Source organism: Streptodolium elevatio, assembly GCF_053592165.1.
Window position 1 is genome coordinate 186,060 of sequence record NZ_JBSFVE010000002.1, and the last position, 13,918, is coordinate 199,977.

Annotated in this window: 14 protein-coding genes and 6 pseudogenes; 12 read left to right on the forward strand and 8 right to left on the reverse strand. The window is 70.5% G+C overall.

Features of this window, described 5'->3' with window-relative positions; all coding sequences use genetic code 11:
* Window position 1: 1 nt before the first annotated feature.
* From ACWD12_RS04840 to ACWD12_RS04850, 3 genes are all read right to left on the reverse strand, one after another.
* Entirely contained in the window at window positions 2–196 is a 195-nt protein-coding gene (locus tag ACWD12_RS04840) for a hypothetical protein (RefSeq protein ID WP_450098341.1), read from the reverse strand.
* 133 nt (window positions 197–329) lie between these two features.
* A complete protein-coding gene (locus ACWD12_RS04845) occupies window positions 330–569 on the reverse strand; it encodes a hypothetical protein (RefSeq protein WP_450098342.1) in 240 nt (79 codons plus the stop codon).
* Window positions 570–767: 198 nt separating this feature from the next.
* Window positions 768–1,043, reverse strand: coding sequence for a hypothetical protein (locus ACWD12_RS04850; RefSeq protein WP_358360497.1), 276 nt, complete (start codon window positions 1,041–1,043; stop codon window positions 768–770).
* Window positions 1,044–1,277: 234 nt separating this feature from the next.
* On the opposite strand from ACWD12_RS04850, the gene ACWD12_RS04855 reads away from it, so the two are divergent.
* Window positions 1,278–1,691 carry a VOC family protein gene (locus ACWD12_RS04855; RefSeq protein WP_450098343.1) on the forward strand — a complete coding sequence of 138 codons (414 nt, stop codon included), beginning with the start codon at window positions 1,278–1,280 and terminating at the stop codon, window positions 1,689–1,691.
* A 327-nt stretch (window positions 1,692–2,018) separates the two neighbouring features.
* Here the strand turns inward: ACWD12_RS04855 and ACWD12_RS04860 are convergent.
* Window positions 2,019–2,470, reverse strand: a pseudogene (locus tag ACWD12_RS04860) (molybdopterin-dependent oxidoreductase); the annotation flags it as partial.
* A 196-nt stretch (window positions 2,471–2,666) separates the two neighbouring features.
* Between ACWD12_RS04860 and ACWD12_RS04865 the strand changes: the two are divergent.
* Entirely contained in the window at window positions 2,667–3,356 is a 690-nt protein-coding gene (locus tag ACWD12_RS04865; RefSeq protein WP_450098344.1) for a HemK2/MTQ2 family protein methyltransferase, read from the forward strand.
* A gap of 8 nt (window positions 3,357–3,364) precedes the next feature.
* On the opposite strand, the pseudogene ACWD12_RS04870 reads toward ACWD12_RS04865, so the two are convergent.
* Window positions 3,365–4,386, reverse strand: a pseudogene (locus ACWD12_RS04870) (SDR family NAD(P)-dependent oxidoreductase).
* Between ACWD12_RS04870 and ACWD12_RS04875 the strand changes: the two are divergent.
* Together ACWD12_RS04875 and ACWD12_RS04880 are read left to right on the forward strand one after the other, a co-directional pair.
* Window positions 4,385–4,888, forward strand: coding sequence for an SRPBCC family protein (locus ACWD12_RS04875; protein WP_450098345.1), 504 nt, complete (start codon window positions 4,385–4,387; stop codon window positions 4,886–4,888). The pseudogene ACWD12_RS04870 and the gene ACWD12_RS04875 sit on opposite strands and share 2 nt — an antisense overlap.
* Complete coding sequence (locus ACWD12_RS04880; protein ID WP_450098346.1) at window positions 4,872–6,509, forward strand: phytoene desaturase family protein; 1,638 nt, start codon at window positions 4,872–4,874, stop codon at window positions 6,507–6,509. Before ACWD12_RS04875 ends, ACWD12_RS04880 begins: the two co-directional genes overlap by 17 nt.
* Window positions 6,510–6,757: 248 nt before the next feature.
* Here the strand turns inward: ACWD12_RS04880 and ACWD12_RS04885 are convergent, their stop codons facing one another.
* Window positions 6,758–7,147: a helix-turn-helix transcriptional regulator gene (locus ACWD12_RS04885; protein ID WP_358360480.1), complete on the reverse strand. Its 390-nt coding sequence runs from the start codon at window positions 7,145–7,147 to the stop codon at window positions 6,758–6,760.
* Window positions 7,148–7,283: 136 nt separating this feature from the next.
* Between ACWD12_RS04885 and ACWD12_RS04890 the strand changes: the two genes are divergently transcribed.
* The 5 genes and pseudogenes from ACWD12_RS04890 to ACWD12_RS04910 form a co-directional block, all read left to right on the forward strand.
* The gene (locus ACWD12_RS04890; RefSeq protein WP_450098347.1) at window positions 7,284–7,682 is read left to right on the forward strand and encodes an STAS domain-containing protein; all 399 of its coding nucleotides are present in this window, start codon (window positions 7,284–7,286) and stop codon (window positions 7,680–7,682) included.
* Window positions 7,683–7,698: 16 nt separating this feature from the next.
* Window positions 7,699–7,941, forward strand: a complete 243-nt coding sequence (locus tag ACWD12_RS04895; RefSeq protein WP_450098348.1) for a DUF2795 domain-containing protein — start codon at window positions 7,699–7,701, stop codon at window positions 7,939–7,941.
* Between the two features lie 273 nt (window positions 7,942–8,214).
* A complete protein-coding gene (locus ACWD12_RS04900; protein ID WP_450098349.1) occupies window positions 8,215–8,571 on the forward strand; it encodes a hypothetical protein in 357 nt (118 codons plus the stop codon).
* Between the two features lie 356 nt (window positions 8,572–8,927).
* Window positions 8,928–10,083 (forward strand): annotated as a pseudogene (locus ACWD12_RS04905) (IS3 family transposase); the annotation flags it as partial.
* A gap of 35 nt (window positions 10,084–10,118) precedes the next feature.
* Window positions 10,119–10,340, forward strand: a pseudogene (locus ACWD12_RS04910) (transposase); the annotation flags it as partial.
* 9 nt (window positions 10,341–10,349) lie between these two features.
* Here the strand turns inward: ACWD12_RS04910 and ACWD12_RS04915 are convergent.
* A complete protein-coding gene (locus tag ACWD12_RS04915; RefSeq protein ID WP_450098350.1) occupies window positions 10,350–10,874 on the reverse strand; it encodes a tetratricopeptide repeat protein in 525 nt (174 codons plus the stop codon).
* Between the two features lie 207 nt (window positions 10,875–11,081).
* Here ACWD12_RS04915 and ACWD12_RS04920 point away from each other — a divergent pair, with 207 nt between their 5' ends.
* Both ACWD12_RS04920 and vph read left to right on the forward strand, forming a co-directional pair.
* Window positions 11,082–11,204: a hypothetical protein gene (locus ACWD12_RS04920; protein WP_450098351.1), complete on the forward strand. Its 123-nt coding sequence runs from the start codon at window positions 11,082–11,084 to the stop codon at window positions 11,202–11,204.
* Between the two features lie 329 nt (window positions 11,205–11,533).
* Window positions 11,534–12,398, forward strand: a pseudogene (vph, locus tag ACWD12_RS04925) (viomycin phosphotransferase).
* 86 nt (window positions 12,399–12,484) lie between these two features.
* Here the strand turns inward: vph and ACWD12_RS04930 are convergent.
* Window positions 12,485–13,302 (reverse strand): IS5 family transposase gene (locus tag ACWD12_RS04930; protein ID WP_450098352.1). Its coding sequence is split into 2 segments (ribosomal slippage): window positions 12,485–12,960 and window positions 12,960–13,302, totalling 819 coding nucleotides; the frame shifts between segments, so codons are not numbered across the junction.
* A 274-nt stretch (window positions 13,303–13,576) separates the two neighbouring features.
* On the opposite strand from ACWD12_RS04930, the pseudogene ACWD12_RS04935 reads away from it, so the two are divergent.
* A pseudogene (locus ACWD12_RS04935) lies at window positions 13,577–13,855 on the forward strand (transposase); the annotation flags it as partial.
* Window positions 13,856–13,918: the final 63 nt, after the last annotated feature.

Here is a 13,918-nt window from a genome sequence, read left to right on the forward strand (position 1 = left end):
GTCACGCCCAGGTGGGCTCCACATAGCCGTGGCGTCCGTCGTGGCCGTCCGCCTCGGCCTCGTCGAACCAGTGGCCGCCATGAGCGAGGTACCGGAAGTAGAGCCGGTCTGCCCCCGGCACCGCCACGGTCACCGCACGGCTGCCGTCCTTGCGTACGAAGAGTTCGGGGTCACGGGGGCCAGCCGTCGAAGTCATCGACCACGCTGACCGCAGGACACGCCGGATCCGGCGGAAGAACGAAGGTGAAACTCCGTGGTGTGGATTCACCCGCTCGGCCCCACGTCCCACCGCGCCATCGACGTGGGTCTGCCGACGACGGCTCCGAGGGTCACGGCCTCGGGCAAGTACCACCGGGACGGCGCGGAGGTGCCGTCATCAGCTCCACGACACAGGCGGCGTACCGCGCGAACACCTCGCCGTCGGGATCCAGGGCTTCCATGCGGCGTACGAGTTTCCCCGCCAGGGCGTACGTTTCGTCCTCGTCCAGGGCACGCCGGGCCACACGACCCAGCGCTCTTGCGCGTACCATCTTGGCTTCCCCGACGCGCCTCGGATCCACTGCGGTCATGTCGGACACCTCCGTCTGCTCCGCGGCTACCCCCTCGCGCCGGAGGCACGCGCCGACGTACACGACAGACTCCGCGCCACTGCAAAGGCCGGCAGCGTGGACGGCGGCTTCGGCCGCGGATCGCGCGCGACGAGGCAGGACGCCGATGAGCGCTCCGCGGACCTGTTGCTCGCGGGTGCTGCGCAACCGCCCCTTGCTTCAGGGCAGACGGGGGGAGGGCGGAGTCGGCATGCCGTGCTTCTCGAGGACGTCCAGGACTTGCCGCATGTCCAGTTCCGCGTCGGAGCTGTGCGGGCCGGTGGCGCGGCCGTAGCGGAAGGAGCCGTCGGGGGCGAAGTGGGCCCAGACAGTGCGATCGGGCAGGGACATGCGCACACTTCCGTCGTGGTGCGCCGCCACCGTCCAACCGTACAGACGGGCGGTGTGGGTGAGGTAGTGCGCGTCAGCCCCAGGCGGTGTGGCGGGGTCCGTCATGGAAGTGCTCCTCGGACAGCGTTCGCAGGCGGCCGGCCCGGCTCGGGGCGCTCCGCGGCCTTGTGTACGTCGACTGCGGCGCAGCCACCCCTATCTTGTCGGGCCCGACCGCGCTTGGCTGCGCACCGGGCCGCGGCGCGGAGGGGTGGACTTCCCCATGGCATCAACCGAACCGAACAGGGGTAGCAGCGGGCCGAGCCGAGAAGCACCGCGCCAACTCCCGGAAGATCGAACATGACGGACTCCCCCGTGCAGGTCAACGCGCTCGTCGTCGATGCCCAAGACCCCGAACGACTGGCCGCGTTCTGGTCCGCGTTGCTCGGCAGACCGGTCGTCGGGCGTGGCGGACCGTACGTGTGGTTGCGCCGGGAGAACGGGCTCGCGCTGGGCTTCCAGCAGACGGAGACACCCAAACCGGGCAAGAACCGGGTGCACATGGACATCAGTTCGTCCGACCCCGAAGCCGAGCAACGCCGGGCGGAGGCGCTCGGCGGACGGAGGCTGGACCAGTACGCGGACGGAGGCTTCCTGGTGATGGCCGACCCCGAGGGAAACGAATTCTGCATCATCCCCACGGGCTCCTTCGCGATCGACGACGAGGGCCGCGCGAACTACCTCGACCGGCCAGGACCCGAAGACCGCGCCTGAGGACGAGCCGTACGCGGCCCCGGGACCCGCTCCAGGCGGTGAAAAGGCACTTCGTGGCGGCGGCTCGGTGTGCCTGGCAGCCGTCCCGGCCGACGTGCGACGCCTGCCGCAACGCACCGGCCTGGACCGCACCATCGCCGTCTACCCCGTACCCCGCCCTCGACGCAGCCGTCACCGCGCATCGCGCCCCTCACCGCACGAACGGCTTCCACCCCCCGATCGGCTTCCACCCCAACGGCCTTGCACAAGCCGCAGCCTGACGCCGCGAGCACCCGGGCCGCAGGTCAGAGGCTCGTGATCGTTTGCGGTACGAGGGTTTTGATCATGGTCCTTCAATGCCTCGGCCGCTGTCGCCGTGCACAGGCGCGTGTTGCCGTCCAGGTGGTTCGTTCCGATCCCGGCCCGGGCGAGCACCGCGAGCGTGTAGTACTCCTCCGGGAACAACTGCCCGGAGGTGTAGAAGCCGATCGCGCCGGGCCCGTGGTCGTCGACGCGTTCGCGGGAACGCGAGGCCACCAGCTCCATTGCCGTGTCAGTCGGTCTCGACCAGCCGCCCGTCGCGCCGCACCAACGGACGCGTCAGGCGGTCGGGGACGCGTTCGCCTGCCGGCCGAACAGGTCCTTCGGGCCGAGCCGTCCCCGGTTGACCAGCGCTGCACGCTCCCCGGCTCTACGCCGTCCGCCGGGAACATGTCCACCCGCCCGGGCCACGGGCGGTGCCGCCCGTGCGGCACACGGCTCGCCCACGGATGCGCGATACGGTCCTGCGACGGCTCCACCGCCCGCCTCCCAAGCCTCGGGGACCCTGCCGACCGCTCCCCGATACCCGGCGCGCACCCGCTAACACCCCGACCTGCCGACTGACCCGGGCCCGCGATCTTGCCGGGCACGCTCTCACCGCGGTGCGCTGCGCCGACCTTCCCCACGACGGCGGAACCGGGCCGGCCGCGCGGCCGACGACGCATCCGGTTTGGCATGATCGGCGCCGGGCAGCCGCCGATCATGAAGCTGCTGCGCATGCCGGGCATCTACCGGCCTCAGGCCGACACCTGGCTGCTGCTGGAGGCGTACCGCGACCAACGCGACCTCCACCAGGCAGCTGACGTGCTGGACGTGGGGACCGGAACCGGCGCGGTGGCCCTGGCCATCGCCGATGCTTCCGAGAACCGCTGCCGGGTCACCGCCCTCGACATCGCCCGCTCCGCCGTGTGGACGGCCCGCGCCAACAGCCTCCGGTCGCGGAGCCGTCTCCGCGTACGCCGCAGCGACCTGCTCTCCGCCGTGGCCGGACAGCAATTCGACGTGGTGCTCGCCAACCCCCCGTACGTGCCGTCCCCGCACGCCCAGGTCCCCCGGCACGGCCCGGCCCGGTGCTGGGACGCGGGCACCGACGGCAGGCTCGTACTGGACCGGCTCTGCCTCGGCCTCCCCCGGGTCCTGCGCCCGGGCGGCGCGGCGCTGGTCGTGCACTCCGCGCTGTGCGGCGTGGACACCACCGTCCGTATGCTCACCGCGGCGGGCCTCCGGGCCCGGGTCGTGGCACGCCGCGAGGAACCCTTCGGACCGGTGCTCACCGAACGCGCGCCCTACCTCGAAGCGGTCGGGCTCGTCGAACCGGGCTGCCGGGAAGAGGAACTGGTGGTCATCCGTGCCGACAACGCCTGACATGAGCGTCAGGGGCCGGGGCTGTCGGGCGCCCACGGCAACGGCAACAGCCGTGCGGCGATGCCGCGGGCGAACGGCTCGACGCCGACGCCGAGCAGGCGCCGCGCCCAGTCGATGAGGTACGCGTCCGGCCCCACGTGCACCCGGGCACGGTTTCGATTGACGCCGCGGAGGATCGCGCGGGCTGCTTGTTCGGGCGTGGTGGCCGCGACACGACTGCTGATGGCGGCAAGGGCGTCGGCGTCCACCTGGGGCGAAGTCCGCACGGAGCGGGCGAACGCGGAACTCACGCCGCCCGGCAGCACCGTGGTCACGCGTACGCCGGACCGCGACAACCGCACCTCTTGGCGCAGGGCCTCGGTGAATCCGCACACGGCGGACTTGGAAGCGCAGTACGCGCTCATGGCCGGTACACCGACCAAGCCGAACACGCTGGCCATGTTCACGAGGTGACCTTCTCGGAGCGCTTGAGATAGGGGAGAAGGGCTTTCGAGCCGTGCACCACCCCCCAGAAGTTCACGTTCATCAGCCATTCGACGTCGTCCCGGGCGGCCTCTTCCACGGGCGCCACCACACCCACCCCCGCGTTGTTGACCACCAGGTCCACGCGGCCGAAGCGGCCCGCGACCTCATCCGCCCAGGCCTGAACCGCCGCGCGGTCCGCGACGTCCAGTTCGGTCACCAGGAGACGGCTGCCCGGGCACACCCGCTCGATCGCCTCGGCAGTGGCGCGAACCGCCTCGCCGTCGATATCGGCAAGGGCCGGCAGGGCGCCGCGTCGGGCGAGTCGCACGGCCAGAGCCCGTCCGATGCCTGAGCCCGCACCGGTGACCGCGGCCACTCGCTTGTCGAAGCTTCGCACGCCGCGCCCTCCGGAAGATCGTTTCCGACCGGTCTGCCGCGCTGCTACCCGTCTCGGCCGGACCCACGCAGAGCACCCCGCCGCGGCCGAGAACTCCGGCCGCACACCCCAGGGCGGGTACGCCGGTCGCAGGGATAACCGCACGGGAGGCGGGTACCCGCCGATCATGGCGCGACGACACCACTTGATCGATGCGAGTCCGAGCCGGGTGTGGGATGTGCTCGCGGACCCGCACCGTTACGCGGAATGGGTCGTGGGGACCCGGCGCATCGATCGCGCCGATCCCGCTTGGCCCCAGGAGCATGCCCGACTGGTCTACACCGTCGGGCTGGGACCGGTGACGTTCCAGGACGAGTGTGTCGTCCGCCTCTGCGACCCCGGGAAGCGGCTGGAGCTGGAAGCCATGGCGCCGCCGCTCGGCACCGCCCGCATCGGCATCGAACTGCTGCCGTGGGACACCGGGACCCTGGTCCTGGTGGACGAGCACCCGCTTCGCGGCCCCGCCGCCCGCTTGCACGGCCCGCCGGGAGAGCTCCTGCTGCACCTGCGCAACCGCAAGATGCTGCACAACCTTGCGCGGGTCGCGGAAGAAGCGGCACGGGCCGCGCACGAGCGCACCTTCGCGGCATCCGGCACGGACGCCGAGGGGCACCGTGGCCGACGAGGCTGACGCGGTCGTCATCGGCTCGGGTCCCAACGGATTGGTGGCCGCGAACATCCTGGCGGACCACGGGTGGCGGGTCGTGGTGCAGGAGGCCGAAGAGGTGCCGGGCGGGGCGGTCCGCAGCGACCGCGGCGTACACCCGGACTTCGTCAACGACCTTTTCAGCTCGTTCCACCCGCTTGCCGCGGCCTCCCCGGTGGTCGGGGCGCTTGACCTTCACGAGTTCGGCCTGCAGTGGTCCCATGCTCCTGCGGTGCTCGCACATCCTCTGGCCGACGGACGCTGCGCCGTACTGCGCCGCGGTGTCGAGGCGACCGCGGCCGGACTGGCGCACGACTTCGGCGCCGAGGACGCCGAGGGCTGGACCCGACTGTCGGCGTTGTGGCAGCGGCTGGACCCGCATCTGGTGAACGCGCTTCTGGCGCCGTTTCCGCCGCTGCGCTCCGGCTCGGCGCTTGCGCGACGACTGGGCGTCGCGGACGGGCTGCGCTTCGCCCGCATGATGGCATTGCCGGTGCGCCGGCTGGGCGAGGAAGAGTTCTCCGACATCGGCGCCACGATGCTGCTGGCCGGGTGCGCGCTGCACGCGGACCTGCTGCCGGAGGCTGTGCCGAGCGCGGCCTTCGGCTGGCTGCTGGCGATGCTCGGTCAACAGCACGGCTGGCCCGCGCCGGTCGGCGGTGCCGGCGCGCTCACCGACGCGCTGGTCAGCCGGCTGGAGTCCAAGGGCGGCGTGGTGCGGTGCGGTTCGCGGGTGACGTCGGTCGTGGTGCGGGGCGGCACGGCGTTGGGCGTACGCACCGCGGACGGGGACGCCGTGCGGGCACGCCGGGCGGTACTCGCCGACGTCGCGGCGCCGACGCTCTACGGCGGCCTGGTGTCCTGGGACGACCTGCCTGTCCGGCTGCGTGACGACATGCGCAGGTTCCACTGGGACCTGGGGACGTTCAAGGTCGACTGGGCCCTGGACGGCCCGATCCCGTGGACCGCGCCCGGCGCCGGGCAGGCCGGTACCGTCCATCTCGCCGGCGACCTCGGCGAACTCTCCGACTACGCCGTGCAGGTGGCCACGGGCCGACTGCCCGCACTCCCCTTCCTGCTGCTGGGCCAGATGACCACGACCGACCCGACGCGCTCCCCCGCCGGCACCGAGTCGGCATGGGCGTACACGCACGTGCCCCGGCACGTCACCGAAGACCTCGGCGGACAACTGGCCGGACGTTGGGATCGCGCAGAGGCGCAGGCGTACGCGGACCGCCTGGAAGCGCGCGTGGAGACGTTCGCGCCCGGCTTCCGCTCCCGAATCAGGTCTCGCCGCATCCTGTCCCCGCACACCCTCGAAACCGAGGACGAGAACCTGGTGGGCGGAGCGCTCAACGGCGGAACCGCCGGTGTCCACCAGCAACTGGTCTTCCGCCCGGTCCCCGGCTCGGGACGCGCAAGGACTCCGGTCCGTCGCATGTTCCTGGCCTCCGCGTCGGCGCACCCCGGAGGAGGCGTCCACGGAGCGTGCGGAGCCAACGCCGCCCGCGCCGCGCTGCACGCCGACCGCCTCGGCGTAGGACGCACGGCACTACGCGTGGCGACGGGACGTCGTTCGCCACGTGCGGACGCCGACGGCCGGTAGCGAGCGGTCTCCAAGGAGTCGGGACCGCCTGACCAACGGCCGGAAAGTGGTTCGCCCGGCAACTCGCGGGCCGACGCCTGGTGACGGCGGAGCGCGGACGACCGTGTGCTCGGCGGCCGCCCGGTCGGCCTCGTACGGGCGTCAGCTCTCCCCGACGACCCGGAACGTCTTCAGGGAGGGGTCGGCGGCATCGGGTACGAGCATTCGCAGGCCCGCGCGCTCGGTCGCCGCCAGGAGGGCCCGGGCCCTCATTGGGCAGCGCGGTCGTCCGTGCGGGCTCGCGGGATGTTGAGGAGGGCGAGAAGATCCGCGATTTCCCGGCCGCCGTCGGCCGGGTGGCGCACCTTGGTCCCAGGCGCGATGCGGTAGGTGTTGCGGCGTCCGACACGGGTGCGGGCGATGTAGCCGGCCGTCTCCAGGTCGACGAGGATCTTCTGCACGGCGCGCTCGGTCAGCAGGCACACTGCCGCGATGTCGCGGATCCGGGCCTCCGGTTCCCGGGCGACCGCCGCCAGTACGCGGGCGTGGTTGGTCAGAAACGTCCACCCTCCGGGCTCCGTGCCCGGCCGCCCGCCCCAGCGACGGTCCGGGTCCCGGCCCGCGGCCCCGTCTGGCAAGGGATTCGCGGTCTCCGTCATGTCTTCATGCTAGGCGGATCGACGCGGCCTGAAACACCCGATGGGCGAACATGAATTCGTGCATTCCTTGACGTGGGTCCGGGGCGCGGGGATGGTGGAGTGGAAGTAGGCACCCAAACGTCAGGAGACGTCTGCCATGTCGCGGTACCCTGCCGGGCCCATTCGCGCCCCTGCTCAGCTTGTCGAAACTCCGCTGCTGGAGATGCGTACCGAGCACAACCTCGAGCGCGCCGTGGTGCACCTGTCCGGTGAGATCGACCCGGACAACGCCGACAACCTGCGCGCCGCCTTCGACGAGGCACTCACTGCCCGGCCCCGGCACCTGCATGTCGACGCCGCGGCGGTGTCCTTCTGCGATTCGAGCGGCCTGCACGCGCTGCTCCACGCCCGCGAGCGATCCGCCGAAGTCGGCGCCACGCTCTCCGTGGAGCCGGGTGATTACCTGGAGCGTCTGCTCTGGCTCACCGGCACCACGAAACTCTTCCCCACCACGTGCGCCGACGCGCCGACCGCGCAGCGCCCGGCGGTCGGCTGAGCCGGCGAGCGCCACGATGGCCGTCACGCCTCCGAGACCCGCCCTGGACCTCGTCGACCTGGCCGAACTGCGCCGCGCACTGCATGGGGCCGCCTTCCCGGCCCGACCCGCCCAGCTCGCCGCACACGCCCGAGCCCGACGTGCCGGCGACGCCGTCGTCCGCGCCCTCCTCGCGCTGCCGGACCACCCCATAGTCGGTCCCAATCAGGTTTGCGCGGTTCTCGGCCACCACCACGGCCCCGCACAAACCGGCCCCTGACGCGACGCCGTGGAGCCATCGTGACGCCACGCGGTCGGGGCCGAACCCGCCGCGGCGTCGTTCGGCTCGGACGGTGATCCCGCGTACCCCGGCGCGCTCGTGGCAGCACGGTCCGGGCTGGGTCGGGCAGCAGATCCGCGCGATATGCCTGGTGGTTTCGCGGATTTGCATGGCTGAGTGGTCTGCGGGCACTGGCCTGGAGAGGGCGGCCGGTCCCCGCAAGGCCGCCGACGGTGTCGCCACCTCGACGCCGAAACCACCGAGAGGAACACGATGACCCGCCGAAACCCCGCGGAACATGCCGTCGACAACGCTGCGGCCGCCAAGGAGCAGGTCCGGGAGAAGACCGCCGAGGCCGCGGCGACCGTCATCGCCGCCGCCGACCGTGCGGTGCGGACCGTCAAGGACCACACCCCCGCCCCGGTCCGGGAAGCCGCCGGCCGAGCCGGCCACCAGGTCGCGGAGACTGCCGCCACCGCCGCGGCCAAGGCGCGGGAGAACACCCCTGAATCCGTCGCCGACACCGCGCGCCACGCCTCCGGAGCCGCCCGGGACAGGCGCGTGCAGGCGGCTGTCATGGCAGCCGTGGTCGTCGCACTCGTGATCTACCGTGCCCGGGGCCGCCGGTGACGGGCCACAGGCGATGACTCGCCTGAGCCTGCCGCCGGCCCGCGGCGGGCTCCGGCACGTCGACCGCCGGCACACCTGAGGCTGCGGGGTGACCGGGCCACCGGCCCGCGCCCCCGTCGGGCGCAAGCCGCACGGTCGGCGGCCGCCGCTGACTACCAGGCCCTCGATCCCCGCCGACGCCCAGTCCCGCATCCACTGCTCTGCTTCGGCCCGGTCGGTGGTCGCCGGGCACAGCACCCATGGGCGGGGCTGTTGCCGGCCAGGAGAGTGCCCTGAGTCGCTCTGAGTTTTGTGGAGTCCCGGAAGCCGGGTTGTGGTGCCCGGCGTAAAGGAGCAGCTATGCCAGCCCCACGCAAATACCCGATGAGCTGTGGGAACGGGCGTCCCGCGAGGTCCGCACCTCCGGGCGGCCGGTCGCGCACGTCGCCCGGGACCTGGGCATCCACAAGGAAGCCCTGCGCAACTGGGTCCGCCAGGCCGAGGCCGACGCGGGCGAACGCGACGACCGGCTGACCACCGCCGAGACGGACGAGCTGAGGCAACTCCGCAAGGAGAACGCGGAGTTGCGGCGGGCGAACGAGATCCTCAAGGCCGCGTCCGTGTTCTTTGCCCAGGAGATCGACCGTCCCCGGACGAGGCCGAGCAGGTGATCGACCACCTGCGCGAGCAGGGCCTCGGGGTCAATCCCGTACGCCGGGTGCTGGACCTGTCGCCGTCGACGTACTTCGCGCGCAAGAAGCGCCCGAAGTCCGCGCGCCGGCTGCGCGACGGGCAGCTCATGCGGCTGATCGAAGCCGAGCACGGCGCCTCCGGCGGCACCTACGGCACCCGCCGGATCACCCGCGCGCTCGCCCGCAAGGGCCACACCGTGGCCCGCTGCACGGTCGAACGGCTGATGCGCGATCTGGGCATCGAGGGCGTCATCCGCGGACAGCGTCGCCGCACCACCGTCCCGGAGCCGGCCGCGCCGCGCCCGCCGGACCTGGTCGACCTCCGCTTCGCCGCCGACGGACCGGACCGGCTGTGGGTCGCGGACCTGACGTATGTGCGCACCTGGTCCGGCTGGGCGTATGTCGCGTTCGTCCTGGACGTCTACTCGCGGACGCTCGTCGGCTGGCAAATCGCGGAGCACCTGCGGACCGAACTCCCGCTGGACGCGCTGGAGATGGCTTTGTGGCGCCGCCGGATCAAGAAGGACTCCGGGCTGATCCACCAGTTGAATCCGGTCAGTACGTGTCCATTCGCTATACCGAGCGACTGGCCGACGTCGGCGCCGCCGCGTCCGTGGGCTCGGTGGCCGATTCGTACGACGACGCGACGGCCGAAGCGCTGAACGGCACCTGCAAGGCCGAGCTCATCGAAATGCAGGGCCCCTGGCGGGACTTCGCGCAGGTCGAACGGGCCGTCGTGCAGTGGGTCGGCTGGTACAACGACGAGCGCCTTCATTCGGCACTCGACTACGTGCCGCCGACCGAGTACGAGCAGCGTTACTGGGCGAGCCAGGCGCAAGTCACGCAGAACGACTCTACGAAACTCGGGGCAGCTCACTGCGCGGTCGCCGGATCGGCGTGCGGATCGCTCGCATCGGCGTCGACACCTCCCAGTGCCTGGGTCGCCACCGTTGGGCCGTCGAACGGACGGTGTCCTGGCTGACCGGCTACCGCCGCCTGACCATCCGCTACGAACGCAGAGCCGACCTGTTCCTCACGTTCCTCACCCTCGCGGCAGCACTCATCTGCTCCAAACGACTCCACCGCCGCACCACGTAGGACACGGTCTTAGCGGTCCTGAACGGCCCGACTGCGCCACGCGGCAGCCTCTTCATCCCGCCCCTGGTTGCCGAACAGGACGCCCAGATTGTGCATGGCCTCGGCATTGCCGACGCCGGCAGAGATGCGCCACCAGCGTTCGGCCTCGTCGTGGTTGCCTTGCTCCACGAACATCAGTCCCAGGTTGTTCAGAGCGTGAACGTTCCCCGCGTCAGCCGCAGTTCGCCACCACCGCTCTGCGTCGTCGAAACGCCGCAGCTTCTTGCACAACAGTCCCAGGTTGAACACCGCAGTCGTGTCCCCTGCGTCGGCACCACGGCGGTACCACGTCTCGGCCTCTTCGTTCCGACCGAGGTCGGCACACAGAGCACCCAGATTGTTGAATGCCTCGACATTGCCGGAATCGGCAGCGGCACGCCAAGCCTGTTCAGCCGCCTCGACCTGTCCGGCGAGCTTCAAACGGAGCCCGAAGTCGATCAAGGCTGTGGCGTCACCGCCGGCGATCGCGGCGATCAGTTCCATGTCGGTGGTCATGGGTAATCCCTATCGCATCAAGTGCGTTCGATATCCAGAACCCGACCGGTTGCCGCCGCGCCGATCGACGGCCGTGTCTCAATGCTGCGGATCGCGCTAGGGTGCGCGCCCGGACAGCACCCGCCCCCTCCGCCGACTCGGTCCTGGACGTCATCCGCCTCCTAACGGTGCACCTGGCCGTCCCGCTGGACCTGGAACCGCATACCCATGAAGAAGATCATCGACGTGCGTCGGGCACACCAGGAGGAGTTCGCGGCCTACTACGCCGCCGTCGAACAAACCGCACGCGACCTACGCGAGCGCATCCCCCCCAGACCGACCCGGCGCTGATCTGGGGATCCGGCCCATCGCGGGCTTCTGCTGGGCGAAACAGGGCAAGCCCGACCGCCTGCCGGTGACTTGTCGCCGCCCCCAAGGTGTGAGCTACTTCAACACCCTGGCCGCTCTGGAGTCGATCCGCGCCGCCCGACCCGACAGCCCCCCGATCTACATCATTCTGGACAACCTCTCCTCCTACACCGGCGCAAACATCCGTTGCTGGGCGAAGGAGAACAGGGTCGAGCTGGATTCGCTGGGGCGGGCGCCCGCTCGCCGGCGCGGCCTGACAGCATTTCGTGCACATCGCCTCCGACCCATCGAAGGATCCAGAGATCACACTCGTGAGCATCCGTATGACTCATCGTGCTCTGCTGAGCCGTCTGCTGCCCGGCGAGAAACCAGACGACCTTGCAAGTACGTCAGGGGCAATTCCACATCGTGGTCATTGGCACAGACCGCGTCGTGTGCCTACCCCGCACCCGGGCAGCGGCCGCCCGGTTGCCCGAGCGGGCGGCCGCACTGCACGCACTTGCGGGCCTCGACCTCGGCTTCCGCACACCTGAGCCGCTGCTCCAGGGCGACGCCCACGGCACCGACAAGGCGCCGTTCCTGGTACTCAGCCGCATTCCCGGGGAACCGCTGGAGACCGACGCCCTCGACGATGCCCACGTGGCTGGCGCCGTGGCGGCGCAGTACGCCACATTGCTGTCCGCTCTGGCCCGTGCCGGCACCGACGAGACGGTACGAGGGGTTCTCCCTCGTGCAGCAGAAGGGCAGTGGCGGCGGTTCGCGGAGAACGTGTGCGCGGAGCTGTTCCCGCTCATGTCCGACAGCGGACGCCTACGGGCCGAGGGGGAACTCGCAGCGCTCGACAGCCTTCCCCGCATCACCCGAGCAGTGGTGCATGGCGACCTCGGTGCCGAAAACGTCCTCTGGGAGTGGACGCACGGTCTGCCGCACCTCTCCGGCGTACTCGACTGGGACGATGTCACGCTCAGCGACCCGGCCGAGGACCTCGCAGCCATCGGCGCCAGCTACGGCCGTGAACTCCTGGAGCGGGTGCTCGCCCTAGGCAGCTGGTCAAACCGCGGACTCCTTACCCGCATCGCCGCGATCCGCGGCACATTCGCCCTGCAGCAAGCTCTCTACGCAATTCGCGACGGCGACGAAGAAGAACTCGCGGACGGCCTGGCCGACTACCGATGAAGCACATCAGCACATCCGCTTCATAAAGCACTTCATATCAACAGCAACCCGGCGAACTTATGCGGTCACACCACTAAGACCATGTCCTACGTGGTGTGGCGGCGGAGTCGTTTGAAGCAGATGAGTGCTGCCGCGAGGGTGAGGAACGCGAGGAACAGGTCGGATTTGCTTTCGTAGCGGATGGTCAGGCGGCGGTAGCCGGTCAGCCAGGACATCGTGCGTTCGACGGCCCAACGGTGGCGACCCAGGCACTGGGAGGTGTCGACGCCGATGCGAGCGATCCGCACGCCGATCCGGCGTCCGCGCAGCCACTTCCGCAGGGGTGGGTTGTCGTAGGCCTTGTCGGCGTGCCGTTTGCCCGGTTTCCACGGCCGGCCGCGGTCCGGGTCGTGCTTGGCCAAGAACGCCTCGACGAGCGGCTTCAGCCCGTTGCTGTCATGGCAGTTGCCCGCGGAGAGCCCGACGACGAGAGGCAGTCCGACGCGATCGGACAGGACGTGCAGCTTGGAACCGGGCTTGGCTCGGTCAACGGGGCTCGGGCCGGTGAGTTCGCCCCCTTTTTCGCGCGGACATGCGTGGTGTCGACCAGGACCCGGGACAAGTCCACCAGCCCGCTGTCCGCCAGAAGTTCGCGCAACCTGCGGTGCAGCCGACCCCATAGCCCCGCATCGGACCACATGGTGAAGCGCCGATGCACCGTGGGCTTCGACGCCCCGAAGCACGGCGGCAGATGCCGCCACGCGCCCCCGGTCGTCAACACGTACACGAACGCGGCGAACACCGCCTCGTCGTCGATGTTCGCAGTCCCACCGCCTTGCGGACGCACGCGATCCGGCGGCAGCACCGGCCTGACTATGTCCCACAGGCCCTCAGGAACGATCCAACCCCACCCCGAACTCCCCATGGCCAGCCAACGAACCAGCCACCACGTAGGACACGGTCTAAGAGGACGTCCGCAACGCTTATATGCCTGTTGACTAGTTTTGGCGCATGGGAGAAATGACAGTATTGAGCCATTCGCGCATATCGGCGAGGCGGGCAGCCCGCCAGCGGCGATGCGTTTCATGCGGGTTCGCTTGGAAAGCTCCTGCCCGGTTCGGAAATGCCCAGCAGCGCCGCGGAGAGTTCATTCGATCGAGCGATGGGCGAACCGAACCCCCTGTTCTACCGGTGGAGTCATAACGACGAAACCGCAGTGCAAGGCCTACCTGAGCGACCTGTCCGACGCCCGCTGGGCCCTGGTCGAGCCGACCCTGATCGCTTGGCGGGCCGAACGCCAGAAGACCTCGCTCGGCCTCGGCGGCCCGGTCACGGACCTGCGCGACGTCCTGGATGCGATCTTGTACCTCAGCCGCACGGGCGTTCCCTGGCGCTACCTGCCGCACGACTTCCCGCCGCACACCACGGTGTTCGCGTACTTCAGCGCCTGGACCGCCGACGAGATCCTCGACCGCCTCGCCTCATATCTTCAACGAATTCCCGGCGCAGGACGCTAGCCGAGGGTGTCCGTCTCTCCCCCG